Below are 23021 nucleotides of genomic sequence, written 5' to 3'. Positions count from 1 at the left end.
ACGCGGCCCTGCGGCAAGCCGCCAGTGGGCATTCGGTGGTGACGTATCAGGTGCTGACCGCCTAAGGGTCAATAACAGCTATTCAATAAGAATAATGGAGGTAGCTATGTTCCGTTCTATCGGAATCCGTTCGCTTTGCTGCGCGGCGTTAACTGTCGGCGCGATGAGTTTCGCCGCCGCAACAATGGCCAAGGAAGAGGTCAAGATCGGCTTCTTGGTCAAGCAGCCCGAGGAGCCCTGGTTCCAGACCGAGTGGGCGTTCGCGGAGAAAGCCGCCAAGGATCACGGTTTCACCCTGCTCAAGATCGCCGTGCCGGACGGTGAGAAAACCCTCGCCGCCATCGACAGTCTGGCCGCCAATGGCGCCAAGGGCTTCGTGATTTGCCCGCCTGACGTAGCGCTCGGCCCGGCCATCGTCGCCAAATCCAAGTTCAATGACCTAAAAGTCATGGCGGTCGATGATCGCTTCGTCGATGCCAAGGGCCAGCCCATGAAGGACGTGCCGTATCTCGGCATGGCGGCCTTCGAAGTGGGCCAGAAGCAGGGCGCGGCCATGGCTGAAGAAGCCAAGAACCGCGGCTGGGACTGGAAGGACACCTACGCGGTGATCAACACCTACAACGAACTCGACACCGGCAAGAAACGCACTGACGGCTCGGTGGATGCGCTGAAGAAGGCCGGCTTCCCTGAAGACCACATCCTCTATACGCCTCAGAAAACGCTCGACGTGCCAGGCAGCATGAACGCAACCACGTCGGCTTTGGTGAAGCTGCCGCGAGGCGCGAAGAACCTGATCATCGGCGGCATGAACGACAACACCGTATTGGGCGGCGTACGCGCCACTGAAAGCGCCGGTTTCAGTGCCGCCAACGTGATCGGAATCGGCATCAACGGCACCGATGCCATCGGCGAGCTGAAAAAGGACAACAGCGGCTTCTTCGGCTCGATGTTGCCGAGCCCGCATATCGAAGGCTACGAAACCGCGCGGATGATGTACGAGTGGGTCACCGAGGGCAAAGAGCCACCCAAGTACACCGCCATGGACGAAGTCACGCTGATCACACGCGCCAACTTCCAGGAAGAACTGGAGAAGATCGGGCTCTGGCAGTAAGGCCGGTTCCGCCGCGTGAGGCCTGATTTTCGGGCCGCTTATCAGCATCGAATGTCGTCCGGGCGCTGCCCGGGCGAGGGTGGAGACGCTCCATGTTTCAGCAAGTCAAAGCGGGCGAGAGCCTGCGTTTCAACGGCATCGGCAAGAACTTTCCGGGCGTGCGGGCGCTGTCGGACATCAACTTCGTGGCTCGGCCCGGCACTGTGCATGCGTTGATGGGCGAAAACGGGGCCGGCAAGTCGACGTTGTTGAAGATCCTCGGTGGCGCCTACCAGCCCAGCAGCGGCGAGCTGCAGATCGGTGATCGTTCGTTCGCGTTCCGCTCAGCGGGCGAAAGCATCGCCAGCGGGGTTGCGGTGATTCACCAGGAGCTGCATCTGGTGCCGGAAATGAGCGTGGCCGAAAACCTGCTGCTCGGGCATATGCCTTCGCGCTTCGGGTTGGTCAATCGTCGCGCGATGCTTCGCCAGGCCCGCGAACTGCTCAAGGGGCTGGCTGATGAAATCGACCCCGCGGCGCGCCTGGGCAGCCTGTCCCTCGGGCAACGCCAGTTGGTCGAGATCGCCAAGGCTATGTCGCGCAATGCCCACGTGATTGCTTTCGATGAGCCGACCAGCAGCCTGTCTTCGCGTGAAATCGAGCGGTTGATGGCCATCATTGGGCGGTTGCGCGACGAAGGGCGGGTGGTGCTCTATGTCTCGCACCGGATGGAGGAGATCTTCCGCATCTGCGATGCCGTCACGGTATTCAAGGATGGCCGCTTCGTCTGCACCTTCGACGACATGAGCGAACTGACCCACGATCAGCTGGTGACCTGCATGGTCGGTCGGGATATCCAGGATATCTACGACTACCGGCCGCGCGAGCATCACGGTGAGGCACTGCGAGTAGAAAGCTTGCTCGGTCACGGGCTGCAGGAGCCGGTGAGCTTCTCGGTCAGCCGCGGTGAAGTGCTAGGCTTTTTCGGCCTGGTCGGCGCGGGGCGTACCGAGCTGCTGCGCCTGCTGGCCGGGCTGGCGCCGCATAAGGCCGGTACGGTGCTGCTCGATGGGCAGCCGCTGAAACTGAAGTCGGCGCGCGATGCCATCGAATCGGGAATCCTGCTCTGTCCGGAGGACCGCAAAAAAGAAGGCATCGTGCCGCTCGCCAGTGTGGCGGAAAACATCAACATCGGTGCGCGCCGGCGCAATGCCCGCATGGGTTGTTTGGTGCAGGGCCGCTGGGAGCGGGAGAACGCCGACCGGCAGATCCGCGCGATGAACATTAAGACGCCATCCCCCGACCAGCAGATCGTCTTTCTTTCCGGCGGCAACCAGCAAAAGGTAATCCTCGGTCGCTGGCTGTCGATGCCGATGAAGGTGCTGCTGCTCGACGAGCCGACCCGCGGCATCGACATCGGTGCCAAGGCCGAGATCTACCAGATCATCCACAACCTTGCGGCAAGCGGCATCGCAGTGATCGTCGTCTCCAGTGATCTGATGGAAGTCATCGGCATTTCCGACCGCATCCTGGTGATGAGCGAGGGCGCGCTGACCGGCGAGTTGTCTCGCGCTGAGGCCGAAGAGTCCCGCCTGCTGCAAATGGCACTTCCGCGTTCGCGCGGCTGAATAACAATGATGAGGTGCTCTATGTCTGCTCAACAAAACGCTCTGGCTGCGCCGCGACAGGGCTTGAATCTGCGCCGCTTCCTCGATGACTGGGTAATGCTACTGGCGGCGCTCGGCATCTTCGTGCTGTCGGCGATCTTCATCGACAACTTCCTCTCTCCGCTGAACATGCGTGGTCTTGGCCTGGCGATTTCTACCGTTGGCATCGCCGCCTGCACCATGCTGTTCTGTCTGGCATCCGGGCACTTCGATCTTTCGGTCGGCTCGGTGATCGCCTGCGCTGGCGTCGTGGCGGCGGTGGTAATGCGTGATACCGAAAGCGTATTTCTCGGCGTGTCGGCGGCGTTGGCCATGGGGCTGGTGGTGGGGCTGATCAACGGCATCGTCATCGCCAAGCTGCGTATCAACGCGCTGATCGCGACGCTGGCGACGATGCAGATCGTGCGCGGGCTGGCCTATATCTTCTCCAATGGCAAGGCCGTCGGAGTGATGCAGGAAGACTTCTTCCTGTTCGGCAATGGCAGCCTTTTCGGCGTGCCGGTGCCCATCCTGATCACCGTTGTCTGCTTCGCTTTCTTCGGCTGGCTGCTCAACTACACCACCTATGGGCGCAACACCATGGCCATAGGCGGCAATCAGGAGGCGGCGCTGCTGGCCGGCGTCAATGTCGATCGCACCAAGATCATCATCTTCGCGGTGCACGGCCTGATCGGTGCCTTGGCCGGGGTGGTGCTGGCATCGCGGATGACCTCGGGCCAGCCGATGATCGGACAGGGGTTCGAGCTGACAGTGATCTCTGCCTGCGTACTGGGTGGTGTCTCGCTCAGTGGCGGGATCGGCATGATTCGCCATGTGATCGCTGGGGTGCTGATCCTGGCGATCATCGAGAACGCTATGAATCTCAAGAACATCGACACCTTCTACCAGTACGTCATCCGCGGCACGATCCTGCTGCTGGCGGTGATTATCGATCGGCTGAAGCAGCGCTGATCTCAATCGCGCCGCTCGCCGGCGCGCTGGAGAAATCCGTGAACACACATCTGATCGCGCTGGACTGGGGCACCAGTTCACTGCGCGCTTATCGGCTCGGTGCGGCCGGCGAAACGCTGGAAACTCGCAACCTGCCGCTGGGCGTGATGCAGCTTGACGGCAGTGAGGCTGACTTTGAGCGTGCACTGGAGCAGTCCTGTGGCGACTGGCAACGGTTGGCGCCAGAGGTGCCGATGATCGCCTGCGGCATGATCGGCAGTGCTCAGGGTTGGCGTGAAGCCAGTTACGTGGAAGCGCCGCTTGGCGCCGATGAACTCGGCTCGGCGCTGCTGCCTGTCGGGCGCCCGCGTGGTATGCCGCTGTGGTTGGTTCCCGGCGTGATCCAGCGTGGCACCTTGCCCAACGTGATGCGCGGCGAGGAAACCCAGGTGTTCGGCCTGCTCGATGCCGATGCCGATCATGGGGCGCCATTGCTGATTGGCCTGCCGGGCAGCCACAGCAAGTGGGTCACGGTTGAGGGTGGTCAGCTCAGTCGTTTCCAGACCTTCATGACCGGCGAGGTTTATCAGGCGTTACTCGGTCACACGATCCTCGGGCGCACGGCGGTGATCAGCGATGCCTTCAACACCACAGCCTTCGAGCGCGGGTTGCAGGTCGCCAAGGGCCGCGATGGTCAGTCGGGCCCGCTGGCGACCATTTTCAGCAGCCGCACGCTGGTGCTGACTGGCGAACTCAGCGGTGCGGCGCAGGCCGATTACCTGTCCGGGCTGCTGATCGGCCATGAACTGGTCGCCATGACGTCCGTGCTGCAAGTGCCGCCTTCACAGCCCATCGTCCTTATCGGCAACTCGACGCTATGTGCGCGATACCTGTGGGCGCTGGAATATTTCGGTTTCGAATCGCTGCGCTTCGCGCCCGAGGCAACTGCCGCCGGGCTGTGGGAAATTGCAGTGGGTGGCGGGCTGGTTCCGGACAAAACGGGAGAGACGCATGTTCGACAAAGCGCTGGCCGTTAACGGGTTGATAGCGATTCTGCGCGGGCTGCGTCCCGATGAGGCGGAGGCTGTCGGCGGTGCGCTCTATGCCGCCGGCATGCGCATCATCGAGGTGCCGCTCAACTCGCCGCAGCCACTGCGCAGTATCGAAATATTGCGCCGGGGCCTGCCTGATGATTGCCTGATCGGCGCCGGCACGGTGCTTTCGACGCAGCAGGTGCAGGAGGTAAAGGACGCCGGCGGGCAGCTGATCGTGATGCCGCACTGCGCTGTCGAGGTGCTGCACGCGGCCAGAGACGCCGGGCTTTATCGCACCCCGGGCGTAGCCACGCCGAGCGAAGCCTTTGCGGCGTTGGCGGCCGGTGCCAATGCGCTCAAGGTGTTCCCCGCCGAGCAGGTCGGGATCAGCGCGATCAAGGCATGGCTGGCGGTACTGCCAACCGGCACGTCATTGCTGCCGGTGGGCGGGATCACGCCGGACAACATGGCGCCTTATTTACAAGCCGGAGCAGTCGGCTTCGGCCTTGGCTCGGCGCTTTATTCGCCGGGATTGCCTGCTGACGAAGTAGGGCGACGGGCGCATGCCTTCATTCAGGCCCGCCAAGCGGCGGCGGCCTGATCATTTTTCTACAAGAGAGCTCTGCGATGAAGATTACCCGCCTGACGACACTGGTAGTGCCGCCCCGCTGGCTGTTTCTCAAAATCGAAACCGATGAAGGCATTACCGGCTGGGGCGAGCCCGTGGTCGAAGGCCGTGCACACAGCGTCGCGGCAGTGGTCGACGAACTGGCCGACTACCTTGTCGGGCGCGACCCGCGCAACATCGAAGACCTCTGGACAGTGATGTATCGCGGCGGCTTCTACCGCGGTGGACCCCTGCACATGAGCGCCATTGCCGGCATCGATCAGGCGTTGTGGGACATAAAAGGCAAGGCGCTGGGTGTCTCAGTCAGCGATTTGCTTGGCGGCCGCGTTCGCGAGCGCATTCGCGTGTATTCCTGGATCGGCGGTGACCGGCCAGCAGACACCGCCAATGCCGCACGCGATGCCGTGGCGCGCGGCTTCAGCGCGGTCAAGATGAATGCCAGTGAGGAAATGCAATTCGTTGACAGCCATGCCAAGGTCGATGCCGTGCTGGCAAACATGGCGGCCGTGCGCGATGCAGTGGGTGGCGACATCGGCATTGGCGTCGACTTTCATGGCCGCGTGCACAAGCCCATGGCCAAGATCCTGATCAAGGAGCTCGAGCCGTACCGACCCATGTTCATCGAAGAACCGGTACTCAGCGAGAACTACGAGGCGCTCAAGGAGCTGGCGCCGCTGTCCTGCGCGCCCATCGCGCTGGGCGAGCGGTTGTACTCGCGTTGGGATTTCAAACGCATCCTCGCCGAGGGCTACGTCGACATCATTCAGCCGGACGTTTCCCACGCCGGCGGCATCACCGAGACGCGCAAAATCGCCAGCATGGCCGAGGCCTACGACGTCGCGCTGGCCCTCCATTGCCCACTCGGGCCGATAGCCCTGGCGGCCTGCCTGCAGCTGGACGGCGTTTGCTACAACGCCTTCATTCAGGAGCAAAGCCTTGGTATTCATTACAACCAGGGCAACGACCTGCTCGACTACATCAGCAATCGCGAGGTGTTCGCGTACGAGGAAGGCTTCGTGGCCATCCCGAACGGGCCAGGCTTAGGCATCGAGATCAACGAGGAATACGTGCTGGAGCAGGCGCGTATCGGGCATCGTTGGCGCAACCCGATCTGGCGTCACGCCGATGGCAGCGTGGCTGAGTGGTAGCGCGGCGGCGTTTCAACCGGTGGCGTCGTGCCTGAGTCGGCGGGCTGAAGCGGAGCACCGCACCCGTAGGGTGGGCTTCAGCCCACCACGGAACCGCTCCGCACTTGCGAGCGCTGACCAGGGCAAGGTGCATAACGAAGTTCTAGCCATCACACATCATGCCGTGGTGAAGCGGCGTTCCGTTTCAGGCCTCCGCATCGTGCTCATAACGACGGGCCGAAGCGAAGCGCCGCCCGGCCCACCCTATTGCCGCGGTGAGCCGGAACCAATTGGAAGGCCCCTTGCGGGGCTTTTCACGTCAGGGTTTTGGGAACTTGTAAATCGTGGTCTGGGTATAGGTCTCACCCGGATCGAGGCGAGTGCTCAGGAAGTCCGGCTGATTGGGCGCATCCGGATAGTGCTGCGTTTCCAGCGTAAAGGCGCTCCAGTGCGGGTAGGCCTTACCGCCTTTGCCGTTGATGCTGCCGTCGAGGAAATTGCCGGTGTAGAGCTGCACCCCGGGCTCGGTGGTGTACATCAGCAGCCGCCGGCCTGACGCGGGATCGAGCACTTCGGCAGCCAGTTTGCTCAGGTCGCCGTCGGTGTCCAGCACCCAGTTGAAGTCGAAGCCACCGGCCTTGGATTCGGCGTATTTCAGCTGTTGATGATCGTCCTTGATATGCGCGCCGAAAGGGGTCGGTTTGAGGAAGTCCATCGGCGTGCCCTTGACCTCGGCCAGCTCGCCGGTGGGTATCAGCTTCTCGGTGACCGGCGTGTAGCGCGAGGCGTGCAGCGTCGCGACCTGATCGAGCACGCTCGGACTCCCAGCTCCGGCGAGGTTGAAGTAGCTGTGGTTGGTCAGGTTGAGCACCGTGGGTTTGTCGGTGGTGGCGCGGTACTGGATGCGCAGTTCGTTGTCTTCGTTGAGGCTGTAGGTCACGTGGGTGGTCAGGGTGCCGGGGAAACCCATCTCGCCATCGGGTGACACATAGCTCAGCTCGACGCCGACCCAGCCTTTCTCATCGGCGGTTTTGGCCGTCCAGACCCGTTTGTCGAACCCCTCCGGCCCGCCGTGCAGGGCGTTGCTGCCATCGTTCTGCGGAATCTGGTAGCTCTTGCCGTCGAGCTCGAAGCGGCCATCGGCGATACGGTTGCCGAAGCGCCCGATGGTCGCGCCGAAGTACACGTTGCCGTTCTTGATGTACCCGTCGACATCATCGAAACCGAGCACGATGTCTTCAAGCTTGCCGTTCTTGTCCGGGATCATCAGTGATTGCAGCACGCCGCCGTAGGTGATCACGACCGCCTCCACGCCCTGGCTGTTCTTCAGGGTGTATTTCTCGATTGTGGTGCCGTCCGGCATCTTGCCGAAGCTGCCTTGCTGGTTGGACAGGCCCGCGGCCTGAGCGCCGAATGTGCTGATCATGAGAGACAGGGCAATTCCGTTGAGTAACAGTTTGGGTTGCATGGCTTCACCTGACATTGTTGTTGTTTTTCGCGTGAGTGCACGTCGCTAGCGCTGAGCGATTGGTTGGCGGCGTTGCGACGGCTGAAGCCTAGACAGCGGACACATTCCCTCCCAATACCAAATAAGCCATCTGATATATGCAAACGAGTATGTCGTCGGGCGCGGTCGCGTGGTTCTGTTGTGAAGCCGGGATTGCGCGTCACCCTGGCGAGTCAGTGAGCCTGTCGGCCCTGGTGTTCGGCCAGTGCCCACTCGACGTGCTCGCGTACAAGGTCCGAAGGGTCGTCTCGACGCGATTGCAGTGCTTCAAGAACGGGAATGCTCGAAGGCGCGTTGCCTAACCCGACGGCCAGATTGCGCAACCAGTTCCGGTAGCCGGTGCGACGCAGGGGCGAGCCTTCAGTGCGGCTGAGAAATTCCTCTTCAGTCCACCGGAACAGCGTGGCCAGTTCGGCGTTGTCCAGGCTATGACGCGGCTGGAAGTCGCTTTGCTCGGTGGGACGTGCAAAGCGATTCCAGGGGCAGACGATCTGGCAGTCGTCACAGCCGAACACGCGATTGCCGATCTTCGACCGCAACTCCACCGGGATCGCCCCTTTCAGCTCGATGGTGAGGTAGGAAATGCAGCGCCGCGCATCCAGCACCCGCTCGCCGACGAAGGCGTCCGTTGGGCAGATGTCCAGGCAGGCATGGCAGCTGCCGCAATGGTCGCGTGCGTTCGGCTCGTCAACCGGGAGTTCAATGTCGACGAACAGCTCGCCGAGAAAGAACCAACTGCCCGCCTTGCGATTGAGCACCAGAGTGTTCTTGCCGATCCAGCCGAGGCCGGCCTGCTGCGCCACGGCCTTTTCCAGCACCGGTGCGCTGTCGACGAAGGCACGGAATCCGAACGGGCCGATGACTTGCTGGATGCGCTCGGCCAGCTGCTGGAGGCGCTTGCGGATCAGCTTGTGATAGTCGCGCCCCAGCGCGTAGCGGGACACATAGGCCTTTTCGGGCTGTGCCAGTTGCTCGGCCATACGCGTGTCGCCCGGCAGATAGTCCATGCGCAACGAGACCACCCGCAGCGTACCCGGCACCAGTTGCTCGGGATGTGAGCGCTTACTGCCATGAGCCGCCATGTAGTCCATTTCGCCGTGATAGCCGGCCGCGAGCCATCGATCCAGGTGGGCTTCGTGCTCGGCCAAATCCACGCCGGTGATGCCGACCTGCTGAAAGCCAAGCTCGCGCCCCCAGTCCTTGATGGATTGGGCTAGGGCAGCGGGGTCGAGGGCGTGACTGGACATCAGGGCATTCTTCAAAGGTTGCGCGGGGCGCGCTATGGTCTGCTGCGCCGCGGCGGGGAGCGGGGTGTGCCCGCATCGTGGGGCTGCACTGGAATGCGAAGGTACGGGCGGCCCGTCAGGCGCGTGCGTATAATTCTGCCAGATATTCACTCGGGTGATTCATGTCTCAGACCACCGATACCTTGCCCACCTCCTTGTATTCGGCCGCGCAGGTCCGTGAACTCGACGCACGGCTGATCGCCGCCGGCACGCCTGGCTTTGAACTGATGCAGCGGGCCGCGCATGCAGCGTGGCGCGCGTTGCGTCGGCGCTGGCCGGATGCCGAGAGCGTCACGGTGCTGACGGGGCGTGGTGGCAACGCAGGGGATGGCTATCTGATCGCCGCCCTGGCGCAGCGGGCCGGCCGGCAGGTGCAGGTATATACGGTTGGCGATCCGCAACAGCTGCAGGGTGATGCCGCGCGGGCTTTCGCCGAGGCGCAGGCAGCTGGCGTCGAAATGATGCCCTGGAGCCGCAGCGCCGTATTGCAGGGTGTGCTGGTCGATGCGCTGCTGGGGACTGGCCTTTCCGGTGACGTCCGCGAACCCTATGGCGAGGTGATCCAGTCGATGAACGCCAGCGCGCTGCCGATTCTGGCGGTCGATCTGCCGTCCGGCCTGTGCGCCGATACTGGCCGCGTGCTTGGGCAGGCCGTTCACGCAGACCTCACCGTATCGTTCATCGGATTGAAGGTCGGGCTGTTCACCGGCGATGGGCCAGATCGAGTAGGTGAGCTGGTTTTCGATGATCTGCAGGCCGATGCCGCCATTGTGGGCCCGGTCGAAAGCAGTGTGTTGCGCCTTTGTGAGACGACTATCCCCGCGCTGTCGCCGCGTTCGCCGACAGCTCATAAAGGCAGCTTCGGTCAGGTCCTGGTAGTCGGTGGCGATATCGGTACGGGTGGCGCGGCGCTGCTCAGTGCCGAGGCCTCGCTGCGCTGCGGCGCCGGCATGGTGACCCTGGCGACCCGGCCGGAGCACGTGACGGCGGCGTTGGTACGGCGACCGGAGATTATGTGCAGTGGCGTCGAGTCTACCTATGCGTTGACGTCGCTGACTGAGCGCGCGGACGTGCTGGTAGTGGGGCCTGGTCTGGGGCAAGCGCCGTGGGGGCGCAGTTTATTGTCCTTGGCTGCGCAATGCCGTATGCCTCAAGTGTGGGATGCCGATGCACTCAATCTGCTGGCGACGAGTGCCGTTGAGCTGCCGGAGGGATGCCTGATTACGCCTCATCCGGGTGAGGCTGCGCGGTTGCTGGGGATCACCACCGCCGATGTACAGGCTGATCGCCCGGCGGCGGCTCGTGCTCTTGCGGCTCGTTACCACTGCACTGTGGTGCTCAAGGGGGCGGGCACCCTGATAGCCGATCGCGATGGACGGCTGGCGCTTTGTGATCGTGGTCACCCGGCAATGGCAAGCGCCGGGCTAGGTGATGTGCTGGCTGGTGCGGCAGGTGCGCTGTTAGCCCAAGGACTGGCACCGTTCGAGGCCGCGTGCCTTGCCGTATGGCTGCATGCCGTCGCCGGCGAGCGCGCGGGTCAGCTGGGCCGCGGATTGGCAGCGTCCGATCTGATTCCAACCATCCGCCAGTTGCTCGAGGAGCATTCGCCATGCCGGACGTGACGCTCTTTGCTGCTGACGAAGAAGAAATGCTCTCGCTGGGTTCGCGCATCGCTCAGGCGACGGGCGGGCGCGGTGTGATCTACCTGCATGGCGATCTGGGCGCCGGCAAGACTACCCTTTCACGGGGGCTGATACGGGGTCTGGGGCATCAGGGAAAGGTCAAAAGCCCGACCTTCACGCTGGTGGAACCTTATGAAATGCCCGCCGCACGGGTCTTTCATTTCGATCTTTATCGGCTTGTCGATCCGGAAGAGCTGGAGTTTCTCGGCATTCGCGACTACTTCGATGGGGAGGCGTTGTGCCTGGTAGAGTGGCCCGAGCGGGGCGCAGGCATTTTGCCAAAGGCCGACCTGGACATTACCATTGCGCCGCAGGGGGCCGGGCGTTCGCTTTGCCTGTCGCCACGAGGCGAGCGCGGTGAAGGCTGGTGTTCCATCCTGACCATCGGAAATCAATGAACATCATGGGGTTGGGTATGCGCATGCGCGCGTTGGTAAGTGGTTTGGCATTGATGCTCGCGGCCTTGCAGGTCCTGGCTGCTTCCGACGTCCAAAGTGTGCGTTTGTGGCGGGCACCCGATAATACCCGCCTGGTGTTCGACCTATCCGGCCCGGTGCAACACAAGGTATTCACGCTTACAGCGCCGGACCGCATCGTTATCGATGTGGATGGCGGCAACCTGTCCAAGCCACTCGATCAGCTGCCATTGAAAAACACGCCCATCTCCGGCGTCCGGGCGGCGAAGTACGACGCCGACACCCTGCGTGTGGTCATCGACCTGTCCGCTCAGGTAACACCCAAAAGCTTCACGCTGACGCCGAACCAACAGTACGGCCATCGCCTTGTCGTCGATCTTTTTGACTCGGGCGCCGATGCATCCAGTACCGCCAATGTTCCGGCAACGGTCACGCCGAGTACGCCGACAGCTCCAGTCTCGCCAACGCTTCCCTCGCTAAAGCTGCCGCCCATGCCCAGCAGCAAGCGTGACATCGTGGTTGCCATTGATGCCGGACATGGCGGCGAAGACCCGGGCGCGATCGGCCCGGGCAAGATTTACGAAAAGAGCGTGGTGTTGCAGATATCCAAGGAGTTGCAGCGCCAGATCAACGCTGAAAAGGGCTTTCGCGCGGAGCTGGTGCGAACCGGCGATTACTTCATCCCGTTACGCAAGCGCACCGAAATCGCTCGCAAGCAAGGTGCGGATCTTTTCGTGTCCATCCATGCCGATGCAGCCCCTCGTTCGGCGGCCTACGGTGCCTCGGTGTTTGCCCTTTCGGATCGCGGTGCGACGTCGGAGACGGCAAGATGGCTGGCGGACAGCGAAAACCGCTCCGACCTGATCGGCGGGGCGGGCAATGTAAGCCTTGGCGACAAGGATCAGATGCTCGCGGGCGTGCTGCTCGATCTGTCGATGACAGCGTCTCTGTCCTCCAGTCTGAACGTTGGGCAGAAGGTTTTGAGCAACATGGGCCGCGTCACGCCGTTGCATAAAAAGCGGGTCGAGCAGGCTGGGTTCATGGTGCTGAAGTCTCCGGATATTCCCTCGATCCTGGTAGAGACCGGCTTTATCTCCAACCCTTCCGAAGCGCGCAAGCTGCAGACGGCCTCGCATCAGCAGTCGCTGGCACGCTCCATTCACAGCGGCGTACGCCAGTTCTTCCATGAAAACCCACCGCCGGGCACATACGTCGCCTGGCTGCGCGATTCGGGCAAGATCGCCAGCGCGCCGCGGGAGCATGTGGTTCGCTCGGGTGAGAGCCTGGCGCTGTTGGCCGAGCGCTATCAGATCAGCCTGCCTGCGCTGCGCAGCGCCAATAGCCTGAAGAACGATGTCATCAAGGCTGGTCAGACGCTCAATATTCCTGCCACAACGCTGGCCGCACAGCCATGAGCGAGGCGGCGCGCATCCAGCTGCTAAGTCCGCGGCTGGCGAACCAGATTGCCGCCGGCGAAGTGGTCGAGCGCCCGGCCTCGGTCATCAAGGAGCTGCTTGAAAACAGCCTTGACTCCGGAGCCACCCGGATCGAAGTGGATGTCGAACAGGGCGGTGTGAAGCTGCTGCGCGTGCGCGACGATGGCTGCGGTATCCCCGCCGATGATCTTCCGTTGGCCCTGGCCCGGCACGCAACCAGCAAGATCCGCGACCTCGAAGACCTCGAGCGCGTGATGAGCCTTGGTTTTCGCGGCGAGGCCTTGGCCTCCATCAGTTCGGTATCACGACTGACCCTGACCTCACGCACGGCCGACGCAGCAGAGGCCTGGCAGGTAGAGACCGAAGGTCGCGATATGGGGGCGCGTGTTCAGCCCGCCGCACATCCGGTAGGTACCTCGGTCGAGGTCAGGGATCTTTTTTTCAACACGCCGGCACGACGTAAGTTTCTGCGTACCGAAAAAACCGAGTTCGATCATCTGCAGGAAGTGATCAAGCGCCTGGCTTTGGCGCGTTTCGATGTGGCGTTTCATTTGCGTCACAACGGCAAAGTAATTCTCGCACTGCATCCGGCCAATGATCCCGCCTCGCGCGGGCGTCGCGTGGCATCGGTGTGCGGCTCTGCGTTCCTTGAACAGGCGCTACCGGTCGAGATCGAACGCAACGGCTTGCATCTGTGGGGTTGGGTCGGACTGCCGACATTTTCTCGTAGTCAGGCCGATTTGCAGTATTTCTATGTGAACGGGCGCATGGTGCGCGACAAACTGGTCGCACATGCGGTGCGACAGGCCTACCGAGATGTGCTCTTCAACGGGCGTCATCCGACGTTCGTGCTGTTTCTGGATGTGGATCCGGCTGTTGTGGACGTCAATGTCCATCCGACCAAGCATGAAGTGCGCTTCCGTGATAACCGCATGGTGCATGACTTTCTCTACGGCACCCTGCATCGCGCCCTCGGTGATGTGCGTCCGGAGGATCAACTGGCCGCGCCGGCCAGCGTCGCGCAGGTTACCGGTCGCGATGCCGGAGAGTTCGCCGGACAGAATGAGATGAGTCTGGCTGCCAGTGTTCTGGAACAACCGCAGTCCCAGCCGGCATGGCGCGGCGTAGGCGCCGGCTATCAGGCGCCTCGGTCGTTGCCGACAGGCAATGTTTCGGAGGTGCAGGGCGCCTATCGTGAGTTCTTTTCGCCGCTTGCTGAGGCCAGCGCTACGGCGCTACCAGAAAGCCAGGACGACGTCCCTCCGCTCGGGTACGCGCTCGCCCAGCTCAAGGGTGTTTATATCCTTGCTGAAAATGCCCAGGGCCTGGTGTTGGTGGACATGCATGCCGCCCACGAGCGGATCATGTACGAACGTTTGAAAACAGCGATGGCTAGCGAAGGGCTGCGGGGCCAACCTTTGCTGGTGCCCGAGTCCATCGCCGTCAGTCAGCGCGAGGCCGATTGCGCCGAAGAGCACGCTCGCTGGTTTCAGATGCTCGGTTTCGAGCTCCAGCGCCTCGGTCCAGAGAGCCTGGCGATCCGCCAGATACCCTCGTTGCTCAAACAGGCCGAGGCTACGCGGCTTGTGCAGGATGTACTTGCCGACCTGCTTGAATACGGCACCAGTGATCGTATCCAGGCGCACCTCAACGAGTTGCTTGGCACCATGGCTTGTCACGGTGCAGTCCGTGCGAATCGGCGCCTTACGCTGCCAGAAATGAACGGCCTGTTGCGCGACATGGAGCAGACCGAGCGTAGCGGGCAGTGCAACCATGGGCGTCCGACTTGGACGCAGCTTGGTATGGGCGATCTCGATAAGCTGTTCCTTCGGGGTCGATGAGCGGCCTTCGGAACTTCACTCTAGGCGATCAGTTTGCAAGTTACAGCTTGCTCTCCCACCAATCGGTCACGGTAGTACGAGCGTCTGATGAGTCAGCTTCCCCCCGCCATTTTTCTTATGGGTCCCACAGCCGCTGGCAAGACCGATCTTGCGATTGAGCTCGCGCGGTCGTTGCCTTGCGACCTGATCAGCGTTGACTCGGCACTGGTATATCGCGGCATGGACATCGGTACAGCCAAGCCCTCAGCTGAGCTGCTTCATGAATTCCCTCACCGGTTGATCGATATCCGGGATCCCGCACAGAGCTATTCGGCCGCCGACTTCGTCGCCGATGCGCTGGCGGCGATGGAGGCGAGTACCAGCAAGGGGCGCATTCCGCTACTGGTTGGCGGCACCATGCTCTACTTCAAGGCCCTGCTCGATGGGCTGGCCGACATGCCCGCTGCGGATACTGCTGTCCGCGCCGAACTGGAGGCGCTGGCGCAGCGCGAGGGGCTCGCGGCCTTGCATCGCCTCCTGGTTGAAGTGGACCCGGAATCTGCGACGCGGATCCATCCCAATGATCCACAACGGCTGATCAGGGCGCTGGAGGTCTATCGAGTCAGCGGAATGACCATGACTCAGCATCGTGCACGACAGCGCGAGCAAAAAGCCGGAGACGGCGCGCCAGACAGCGGCGTCTTGCCTTATACTGTCGCGCAGTTGTCCGTTGCGCCCGCGCAGCGACAGGTCCTGCATCAGCGTATCGAACGACGCTTCGTGGCTATGGTTGAACAGGGCTTCGTCGCAGAGGTCGAAATGCTTCGCGAGCGCGGTGATCTGCATCCCGAACTGCCTTCCATGCGTGCCGTAGGCTATCGTCAGGTCTGGAACTACCTGGAGGGCGCCTGCTCTCGGGAGGAGATGGTCCAGCGTGGCGTAATCGCGACTCGGCAGCTGGCCAAGCGTCAACTGACCTGGCTGAGGGGATGGGAGGGAGTTCACTGGCTGGAAAGTTCAGCCTGCGACAATCTGCCGCGAGCATTGAAATGCTTGGAGCGGCTCACCATATTGAGCTGACACTGTAGTTTGACCGGCTATCCTCAATACTGATTTGGCTGTGTCTGATTCTAAATAACTAATGAAAAGATCCTTTAAGGAGTGCGGCACATGTCAAAAGGGCATTCGCTACAAGACCCTTACCTGAACACCCTGCGTAAGGAACGCGTTCCGGTTTCCATTTATCTGGTCAACGGTATCAAGCTTCAAGGCCAGATCGAGTCATTCGACCAATTCGTCATTCTCCTGAAGAACACAGTCAGCCAGATGGTATACAAGCACGCCATCTCGACCGTCGTTCCTGGCCGTCCTGTACGTCTGCCTGCTACTGGCGACGCGGAGCAGTCCGAGGCGGGTAACGACTAAAGGGGGCTTTCATTGTTCTTCGAACGTCCCGGTGGTGGAGAGCGGGCTATCCTGGTTCACCTGGATGGCCAGGATCCCGCGGCGCGTGAAGATCCCCAGGAGTTTCGTGAGTTGGCGCGTTCAGCTGGCGCCGACGCTGTTGGCTTCGTCAATGTCGCTCGGCATCAGCCCTCGGCCAAGTTCCTGATCGGCAGCGGCAAGGTCGACGAACTCCATGACCTCGTCAAGGACGGCGAGGTCGAGCTGGTCATCTTCAATCACACTCTGACGCCAAGCCAGGAGCGCAACCTAGAGCGCGCTCTGGAGTGTCGTGTGCTGGATCGAACCGGCCTGATTCTCGATATCTTCGCCCAACGTGCGCGTACGCATGAGGGGAAGTTGCAGGTCGAACTGGCTCAGCTTGAGCACATGAGTACGAGGCTGGTGCGAGGCTGGACGCATCTGGAGCGGCAGAAAGGGGGTATTGGCTTGCGCGGGCCGGGTGAGACTCAGCTTGAGACCGACCGGCGGCTGTTACGCGTACGAATTCGGCAGATCAAGCAGCGTCTCGAGAAGGTGCGTGGTCAGCGCGAACAAGCGCGGCGCGGGCGGCGACGTGCTGATATACCGGTCGTTTCCCTGGTTGGATATACCAACGCCGGCAAGTCCACGCTGTTCAATGCCCTAACTGAATCCGATGTGTACGCGGCAAATCAACTGTTTGCGACACTCGATCCTACCTTGCGTCGTCTTGAGCTCGGCGATCTGGGGCCGATCGTGCTTGCCGATACGGTGGGCTTCATCCGGCATTTGCCTCACAAATTGGTCGAATCCTTCCGGGCGACGCTCGAAGAGTCGAGTAATGCGGACCTGCTGCTCCATGTCATCGATGCTCACGAGCCTGAGCGCGACCAGCAGATCGAACAGGTGCTGGCTGTGCTGACCGAGATTGGTGCTCATGAGCTGCCGACTCTCGAGGTCTATAACAAGGTCGATCTGCTGGAAGGTATCGAACCCCAGATCCAACGTAATGCCGATGGTGTGCCACAGCGAGTATGGGTCTCTGCGCAGCTGGGTCTTGGTCTGGATCTCTTGAAACAGGCCGTCGCTGAATTGCTCGGTAATGATCTTTTTGTGGGTACGCTTCTGCTTCCTCAGCAGCTCGGCCGCTTGCGAGCACAATTATTCGATCTCGGCGCGGTTCAGTCAGAAAAACATGACGAAGAAGGTGGCAGCCTGCTCGATGTGCGGTTGCAGCGGGTTGAGCTGCATCGGTTGATCAGTCGAGCTGGCCTCGAGGTGGAGCAGTTCTTCGAGCAACACACTTTGCAATAAAGCTTGGAGGGCTTTTAAGCCGTTCGTTCCGGGCTTTCGGTAGCATTGGCGGGCGCGCCGTTGGCGCGCCTTTAGCTTTATCTGAATGGAGAGCGCTATGGCTTGGAATGAGCCGGGTGGCAACTCGAATAACCAGGATCCCTGGGGTAGCGGTGGCGGTGGTCGTCGCGGCGGTGGCGGTGGCGATCAGAAAGGTCCGCCGGACCTGGATGAAGCTTTCCGCAAATTGCAGGACAGCCTTAACGGCATGTTCGGCGGCAAGAAACGTGGCGGCGGATCGTCGAGCGGTGGTTCAGGCCGTCGTGGTGGCTTCGGGCTTATCTGGATTGGGCTGGTGGTGCTGCTCGCCGTCTGGCTCTTCAACGCGATTTATATTGTCGACGAGCAAGAACAGGCGGTGGTGCTGCGCTTTGGTAAGTACCATGAGACTGTTGGGCCGGGTCTGAACATATATTTCCCGCCTTTCGATCGCAAGTTTCAGGCAAACGTTACCCGCGAGCGCTCCTACAGCAAGCAGGGCCAGATGCTGACGGAAGATGAGAACATCATCGAGGTTCCGCTTACCGTTCAGTACAAGATCAGCGATCTGCAGGCGTTCGTACTTAACGTTGAAGATCCCGAATCATCTCTGCAGCATGCTACTGACAGCGCCGTTCGCCATGTGGTGGGCTCGACGGCAATGGATCAGGTGCTGACTGAAGGTCGTGAGGCCATGGCTGGCGAGGTGAAGGACCGTTTGCAGCGTTTCCTCGATAACTACGGAACCGGCATCATCGTCACGCAGGTCAACCTGCAAAGTGCTGCAGCGCCACGTGAGGTGCAGGAAGCATTCGATGACGTGATCCGTGCACGCGAGGATGAACAGCGTGAGAAGAATCAGGCTGAGTCCTATGCCAATGGCGTGATTCCAGAGGCGCGTGGTCAAGCCCAGCGCATGCTTGAAGAAGCGAGCGGTTATCGTGATGCAGTAATTTCCCGGGCTCAGGGTGAAGCGGATCGCTTCTCCAAGCTGGTTACCGAGTACCGCAAGGCGCCCGATGTAACCCGTGAGCGTCTGTATCTCGAGACCATGCAGGAAGTGATGACCAGTACCAGTAAGGTTCTGGTCACAGGCGAGAGCGGTCAGAACAATCTGCTGTACCTTCCATTGGACAAGATGATCAACAGCCGTTCAGCTTCGTCCGAAGGTTCTTCCGCAGTATCGACTTCGGGCGCTTCGACTCAGACGACGCGTCTGCCGCCGGAGCTCGACCCGCGTGAAGTACGTACAAGGGAGGTCCGCTAATGGGTAACAAGTCTCTGACCGCCCTTATCGTGGGTGTGGTGCTGGCGATTGTGGCGTGGAACAGTTTCTACATCGTTTCGCAAACGGAACGTGCAGTGCTGCTGCGCTTCGGCCGTATCGTCGAGCCTGACGTGAAGCCGGGTCTTCATCTGAAGATTCCGTATGTGAACAGCGTGCGCAAGTTCGATGCGCGTCTGATGACTCTTGATACCACCACGTCTCGCTTTCTGACGCTGGAGAAGAAGGCTTTGATGGTCGATTCGTATGCCAAGTGGCGTGTGGACGATGCAGAGCGTTTCTACACGGCGACTTCGGGTATGAAGCAGATTGCCGACGAGCGTCTTGCGCGTCGTCTTGAGGCTGCACTGCGTGATCAGTTCGGTAAGCGCACCTTGCATGAGTCTGTGTCTGGTCAGCGTGACGAGTTGATGAGTCTGGTGACCAACAGTCTCAATCGTGCCGCGCAGCAAGAGCTGGGTATCGAAGTCGTTGACGTTCGCGTCAAGGGTATCGATCTCCCCCGCGAGGTGAATCGCAGCGTGTTCGAGCGGATGAGTTCCGAGCGTGAGCGCGAGGCACGTGAGCATCGCGCGAAAGGTAAGGAATTGGCCGAAGGCATTCGCGCCGATGCTGATCGTCAGCGTCGCGTGTTGTTGGCTGAGGCGTTCCGAGAGGCGGAGGAGTTGCGTGGTGATGGTGATGCGCAGGCGGCGGCAATCTATGCCTCTGCCTATGGCCAGGACCGCGAATTCTACTCTTTCCATCGGAGCCTCCAGGCTTACCGTGAAAGCTTCGCGAACAAGGAAGATGTCTTGGTGCTTGACCCGAACAGCGATTTCTTCCGCTATCTGGAGTCCGCTACCGCACGATGATGCGAGGGGCATCCGGCTGGACGAATTCCGTCCACCGGGTGACCCGCCGTCGAAACGTTGTTATGATCCGCGAGCCGGGGAAAACCCGGCTTTTTTGCGTCTGCAGCCAGTGGAGCAGGCGATCCGGGCATGGTCAGCCATGCTGAAGCTCCTAGCGGGGCGTGGCGATATCGCCATTGTTAAAACACAATCGCACGCGACCGATGGGCGGCTCAGGCTGTAGCCCCGGTGTTCGTCTGCTTGACTAGGCTTGCCGTATCGAGAGGTGAATGGCGAAATGGCAACGGTAGACCGCTGGCTCCTGCCAGATGGCATCGAAGAGGTGCTGCCGCCCGAGGCGGCACGTATCGAGACTGCACGACGTCGAGTGCTGGACCTGTTCCAATGCTGGGGTTACGAGCTGGTGATCACCCCTCATGTGGAGTTCCTGGAGTCGCTGCTCACGGGCGCCGGGCAGGACCTTGATCTCAAGACTTTCAAGGTCGTTGATCCGTTGTCCGGCCGGCAGATGGGGCTTCGTGCGGATATTACCCCGCAGGTGGCGCGCGTAGACGCGCATACATTGCGCCGCGACGGTCCCAGTCGCCTCTGTTATGCCGGCAGCGTGCTGCACGCCAAGCCGCATGCGCTCGCCACTTCGAGAAGTCCCATACAGTTGGGCGCCGAACTCTATGGTGACAGCAGTACCTCCAGTGATCTGGAAGTCATAAGCCTGATGCTGGAGACCCTCGCGCTTGCCGAGGTGCCCGATGTGCACATGGATCTCGGGCATGTGGGCATCTACCGCGGCCTGGCTCGTGCGGCAGGGCTCTCGGGACACGCCGAGCAGCAACTTTTCGATGCGTTGCAGCGCAAGGCCATGGATGAGATTGCGGACCTGACCGCAGATGTCGAGCCGTCTCTGGCTAAGATGCTGCGGGCGCTTGCAAGGCTCTGTGGCGGTCGCGAGGCGCTCGATGATGCGCGAGAGCAGCTTGCTGGGGCGCCTGATGGGGTGATCGAATCGCTGGATGGCCTGGCGCAGATCGCTGATCAGCTGGCGGCTCGCTATCCCGATCTGCCGCTATATTTCGACCTGGGTGAACTGCGCGGCTATCACTATCACACGGGTGTCGTCTTCGCCGTGTTCGTTCCGGGGGTTGGTCAGTCCATCGCCCAAGGCGGACGCTATGACGACATCGGCGCTGACTTTGGTCGCGCACGTCCGGCTACCGGGTTTTCTACGGATCTAAAAACCCTGGTCGGTCTCGGCAATGCCGAGCTCGTCGCGCCTGTAGTCGGTGTGTGGGCGCCGCATGGAACGGATCAGGCGTTATGGCAGGAAATTGTTCGCCTGCGTGTGCAGGGCGAGCGAGTTGTGCAGGCGCTGGAGGGGCAGAATCGAGATGCGGCCCTGAGCGCTTGCTGTGACCGGCAGCTAGTGTTTCAAGGCGGCTCCTGGGTTGTTGCGCCGTTAGCTCGCTGAGCCGATCGTCCAGAATTGATTTCTCCCGATTTTTCGCCGGTCATGGCCGGTATGCTTCGCCAAGAGGACAAGGTTTATGGGTAAGAATGTCGTGGTCCTGGGCACCCAGTGGGGTGATGAGGGCAAGGGCAAGATTGTCGATCTGCTGACCGACCAGGCAGCGGCCGTGGTTCGTTTCCAGGGCGGCCACAACGCCGGTCACACTCTGGTCATCGATGGAGAAAAAACCGTTCTGCATCTGATTCCTTCGGGGATCTTGCGTGAGAACGTGCAGTGCCTGATCGGCAATGGTGTTGTCGTTGCGCCCGATGCGCTGATGCGCGAGATCGCCAAGCTGGAAGAAAAGGGCGTACCAGTGCGCGAGCGGCTGCGCATCAGTCCAGCCTGTACGTTGATCCTGCCGTACCACGTGGCGCTGGATCAGGCGCGCGAGGCCTCTCGCTCCGAGGGCAAAATCGGTACGACCGGTCGCGGAATCGGCCCTGCTTATGAAGACAAGGTTGCTCGTCGTGGTCTGCGGATTGGTGATCTGTTCAATCCGGAGCGCTTTGCGGTCAAGCTGCGTGAGCTGCTGGAATATCACAACTTCATCCTGCAGAACTTCTACAAGGTCGAGCCGGTTGATTTCCAGAAAACGCTGGACGAGGCGCTAGGCTACGCAGAAATCCTCAAGCCTATGATGACCGATGTGTCTGCGCGCCTGCATGAGCTGCGCAAGCAGGGCGCTCGCATCATGTTCGAGGGCGCCCAAGGGTCGCTGCTTGATATCGATCACGGTACTTACCCCTATGTGACCAGCTCCAGCACTACAGCTGGCGGCACTGCAACGGGTTCGGGTTTTGGTCCGCTGTACCTGGATTACATTCTGGGCATTACAAAAGCTTACACCACCCGGGTCGGTTCCGGGCCGTTCCCGACGGAGCTATTCGATGACGTGGGTGCTCGGCTTGCTGAGCGCGGCCACGAATTCGGCTCTACCACTGGGCGTGCGCGCCGCTGCGGTTGGTTCGATGCGGTCATCCTGCGTCGTGCCATCGAGATCAACAGTGTGTCTGGCATCTGTCTGACCAAGCTGGACGTACTCGACGGTCTGGAAACGATTCGTATATGCGTGGCGTACAAGGATCGCAATGGCGAAATGCTGGTGGATGCGCCGACCGATGCGGATAGCTATCAGGGGCTGCAGCCTGTCTACGAAGACCTGCCTGGCTGGAGCGAGTCCACAGTTGGTGTGAAGTCGCTGGAAGAGCTGCCCGATAATGCTCGTGCGTACATCAAGCGTATCGAGGAGCTCGTCGAGGCGCCGGTAGACATCATTTCCACCGGACCGGATCGCAACGAAACCATCGTGCTGCGTCACCCATACGCCTAAGTCGCCGTGTAATGAAAAAACCGCCTTTTGGCGGTTTTTTCATATTTGGCAATTATAGATAGTGCGAGCCGATGACTTGTTGATTGCCCAAGCTCAGGGGCAATCGAGGTTCGCAGGCTGAAACGAGAAAACCGAGCCATTGGCTCGGTTTTTTCTGAAGAGTGGTGCCCAGGAGAAGACTCGAACTTCCACGATGTTGCCATCGCTAGGACCTGAACCTAGTGCGTCTACCAATTCCGCCACCTGGGCACATTGCGATGATTGCTCACCGGCTTTTGTCGATTGCTGGTCGAGGCCGACAAACCCCGTGTATATGAGACGCTTTGAGCAACTGCTAGCATCTCATCGTATTAAATGGTGCCCAGGAGAAGACTCGAACTTCCACGATGTTGCCATCGCTAGGACCTGAACCTAGTGCGTCTACCAATTCCGCCACCTGGGCACTGCAAACGATGATACTTCGTCGTTTCCGTGTTACAACGTCTACCAGACATTGTGGGCGCGAACTATACGGGCGGGGTTATGCCTTGTAAAGCCCCGGTCAGGAAAAATAATTCGCGCGAAAGCTGCCGTGCGCATGCGTTTCGCGCTTCAATAGATATAGGGCGTTCTGCCTCTATAAATGAATGAAAGGTGACATCTCTTAATGGCCGATTGGCAATCCC

Annotated in this window: 19 protein-coding genes and 2 tRNA genes; 17 read left to right on the top strand and 4 right to left on the bottom strand. The window is 60.9% G+C overall.

From position 1 onward, the window contains the following. Positions 1-106: 106 nt before the first annotated feature. The 6 genes from NA619_RS22025 to dgoD all read left to right on the top strand — a co-directional run bounded on the left by NA619_RS22025 (position 107) and on the right by dgoD (position 6497). A complete protein-coding gene (locus NA619_RS22025; protein WP_255963938.1) occupies positions 107-1111 on the top strand; it encodes a substrate-binding domain-containing protein in 1005 nt (334 codons plus the stop codon). 92 nt (positions 1112-1203) lie between these two features. After that, positions 1204-2718: an L-arabinose ABC transporter ATP-binding protein AraG gene (araG, locus tag NA619_RS22020; protein ID WP_255963937.1), complete on the top strand. Its 1515-nt coding sequence runs from the start codon at positions 1204-1206 to the stop codon at positions 2716-2718. A gap of 21 nt (positions 2719-2739) precedes the next feature. Beyond that, positions 2740-3708, top strand: coding sequence for an L-arabinose ABC transporter permease AraH (araH, locus tag NA619_RS22015; RefSeq protein ID WP_255963936.1), 969 nt, complete (start codon positions 2740-2742; stop codon positions 3706-3708). Positions 3709-3746: 38 nt separating this feature from the next. After that, positions 3747-4724, top strand: coding sequence for a 2-dehydro-3-deoxygalactonokinase (locus tag NA619_RS22010; protein WP_255963935.1), 978 nt, complete (start codon positions 3747-3749; stop codon positions 4722-4724). Continuing rightward, on the top strand, positions 4699-5322 hold the full coding sequence (locus NA619_RS22005; RefSeq protein WP_255963934.1) for a 2-dehydro-3-deoxy-6-phosphogalactonate aldolase: 624 nt from the start codon (positions 4699-4701) through the stop codon (positions 5320-5322). Before NA619_RS22010 ends, NA619_RS22005 begins: the two co-directional genes overlap by 26 nt. Positions 5323-5348: 26 nt before the next feature. Then, positions 5349-6497, top strand: coding sequence for a galactonate dehydratase (gene dgoD / locus NA619_RS22000; protein WP_255963933.1), 1149 nt, complete (start codon positions 5349-5351; stop codon positions 6495-6497). Between the two features lie 298 nt (positions 6498-6795). Here the strand turns inward: dgoD and NA619_RS21995 are convergent, their stop codons facing one another. Together NA619_RS21995 and queG are read right to left on the bottom strand one after the other, a co-directional pair. Beyond that, entirely contained in the window at positions 6796-7944 is a 1149-nt protein-coding gene (locus NA619_RS21995) for an aldose epimerase family protein (RefSeq protein ID WP_255963932.1), read from the bottom strand. 212 nt (positions 7945-8156) lie between these two features. Beyond that, positions 8157-9230 (bottom strand): tRNA epoxyqueuosine(34) reductase QueG, encoded by a 1074-nt coding sequence (gene queG, locus NA619_RS21990; RefSeq protein WP_255963931.1) that lies wholly within the window; start codon positions 9228-9230, stop codon positions 8157-8159. Positions 9231-9391: 161 nt separating this feature from the next. Between queG and NA619_RS21985 the strand changes: the two genes are divergently transcribed. From NA619_RS21985 to NA619_RS21935, 11 genes are all read left to right on the top strand, one after another. After that, positions 9392-10891, top strand: coding sequence for an NAD(P)H-hydrate dehydratase (locus NA619_RS21985; RefSeq protein ID WP_255963930.1), 1500 nt, complete (start codon positions 9392-9394; stop codon positions 10889-10891). Then, a complete protein-coding gene (gene tsaE / locus NA619_RS21980) occupies positions 10879-11349 on the top strand; it encodes a tRNA (adenosine(37)-N6)-threonylcarbamoyltransferase complex ATPase subunit type 1 TsaE (RefSeq protein WP_255963929.1) in 471 nt (156 codons plus the stop codon). The genes NA619_RS21985 and tsaE overlap by 13 nt, the downstream gene beginning before the upstream one ends. A gap of 17 nt (positions 11350-11366) precedes the next feature. After that, on the top strand, positions 11367-12782 hold the full coding sequence (locus NA619_RS21975) for an N-acetylmuramoyl-L-alanine amidase (RefSeq protein ID WP_272891875.1): 1416 nt from the start codon (positions 11367-11369) through the stop codon (positions 12780-12782). Continuing rightward, entirely contained in the window at positions 12779-14644 is a 1866-nt protein-coding gene (mutL, locus tag NA619_RS21970; protein ID WP_255963928.1) for a DNA mismatch repair endonuclease MutL, read from the top strand. The genes NA619_RS21975 and mutL overlap by 4 nt, the downstream gene beginning before the upstream one ends. A gap of 87 nt (positions 14645-14731) precedes the next feature. Continuing rightward, positions 14732-15703, top strand: coding sequence for a tRNA (adenosine(37)-N6)-dimethylallyltransferase MiaA (gene miaA, locus NA619_RS21965; RefSeq protein ID WP_255963927.1), 972 nt, complete (start codon positions 14732-14734; stop codon positions 15701-15703). A 90-nt stretch (positions 15704-15793) separates the two neighbouring features. Further along, positions 15794-16048, top strand: coding sequence for an RNA chaperone Hfq (gene hfq / locus NA619_RS21960; protein ID WP_255963926.1), 255 nt, complete (start codon positions 15794-15796; stop codon positions 16046-16048). A gap of 12 nt (positions 16049-16060) precedes the next feature. Further along, a complete protein-coding gene (hflX, locus tag NA619_RS21955; RefSeq protein WP_255963925.1) occupies positions 16061-17362 on the top strand; it encodes a ribosome rescue GTPase HflX in 1302 nt (433 codons plus the stop codon). A 97-nt stretch (positions 17363-17459) separates the two neighbouring features. Next, positions 17460-18647 (top strand): FtsH protease activity modulator HflK, encoded by a 1188-nt coding sequence (hflK, locus tag NA619_RS21950; RefSeq protein WP_255963924.1) that lies wholly within the window; start codon positions 17460-17462, stop codon positions 18645-18647. Next, positions 18647-19519 (top strand): protease modulator HflC, encoded by an 873-nt coding sequence (hflC, locus tag NA619_RS21945; RefSeq protein ID WP_255963923.1) that lies wholly within the window; start codon positions 18647-18649, stop codon positions 19517-19519. The genes hflK and hflC overlap by 1 nt, the downstream gene beginning before the upstream one ends. A gap of 277 nt (positions 19520-19796) precedes the next feature. Next, positions 19797-20984 (top strand): ATP phosphoribosyltransferase regulatory subunit, encoded by a 1188-nt coding sequence (locus tag NA619_RS21940; RefSeq protein WP_255963922.1) that lies wholly within the window; start codon positions 19797-19799, stop codon positions 20982-20984. A 76-nt stretch (positions 20985-21060) separates the two neighbouring features. Beyond that, positions 21061-22356 (top strand): adenylosuccinate synthase, encoded by a 1296-nt coding sequence (locus NA619_RS21935; protein ID WP_255963921.1) that lies wholly within the window; start codon positions 21061-21063, stop codon positions 22354-22356. A 162-nt stretch (positions 22357-22518) separates the two neighbouring features. Here NA619_RS21935 and NA619_RS21930 read toward each other — a convergent pair. Both NA619_RS21930 and NA619_RS21925 read right to left on the bottom strand, forming a co-directional pair. After that, a tRNA-Leu gene (locus NA619_RS21930) sits at positions 22519-22605 on the bottom strand. 106 nt (positions 22606-22711) lie between these two features. Continuing rightward, positions 22712-22798, bottom strand: a tRNA-Leu gene (locus NA619_RS21925). Positions 22799-23021 lie beyond the last annotated feature (223 nt).

This window comes from Stutzerimonas stutzeri, assembly GCF_024448895.1.
Classification (GTDB): Bacteria; Pseudomonadota; Gammaproteobacteria; order Pseudomonadales; family Pseudomonadaceae; genus Stutzerimonas; species Stutzerimonas stutzeri_Q.
This window is presented reverse-complemented; position numbering and strand designations above follow the sequence as displayed.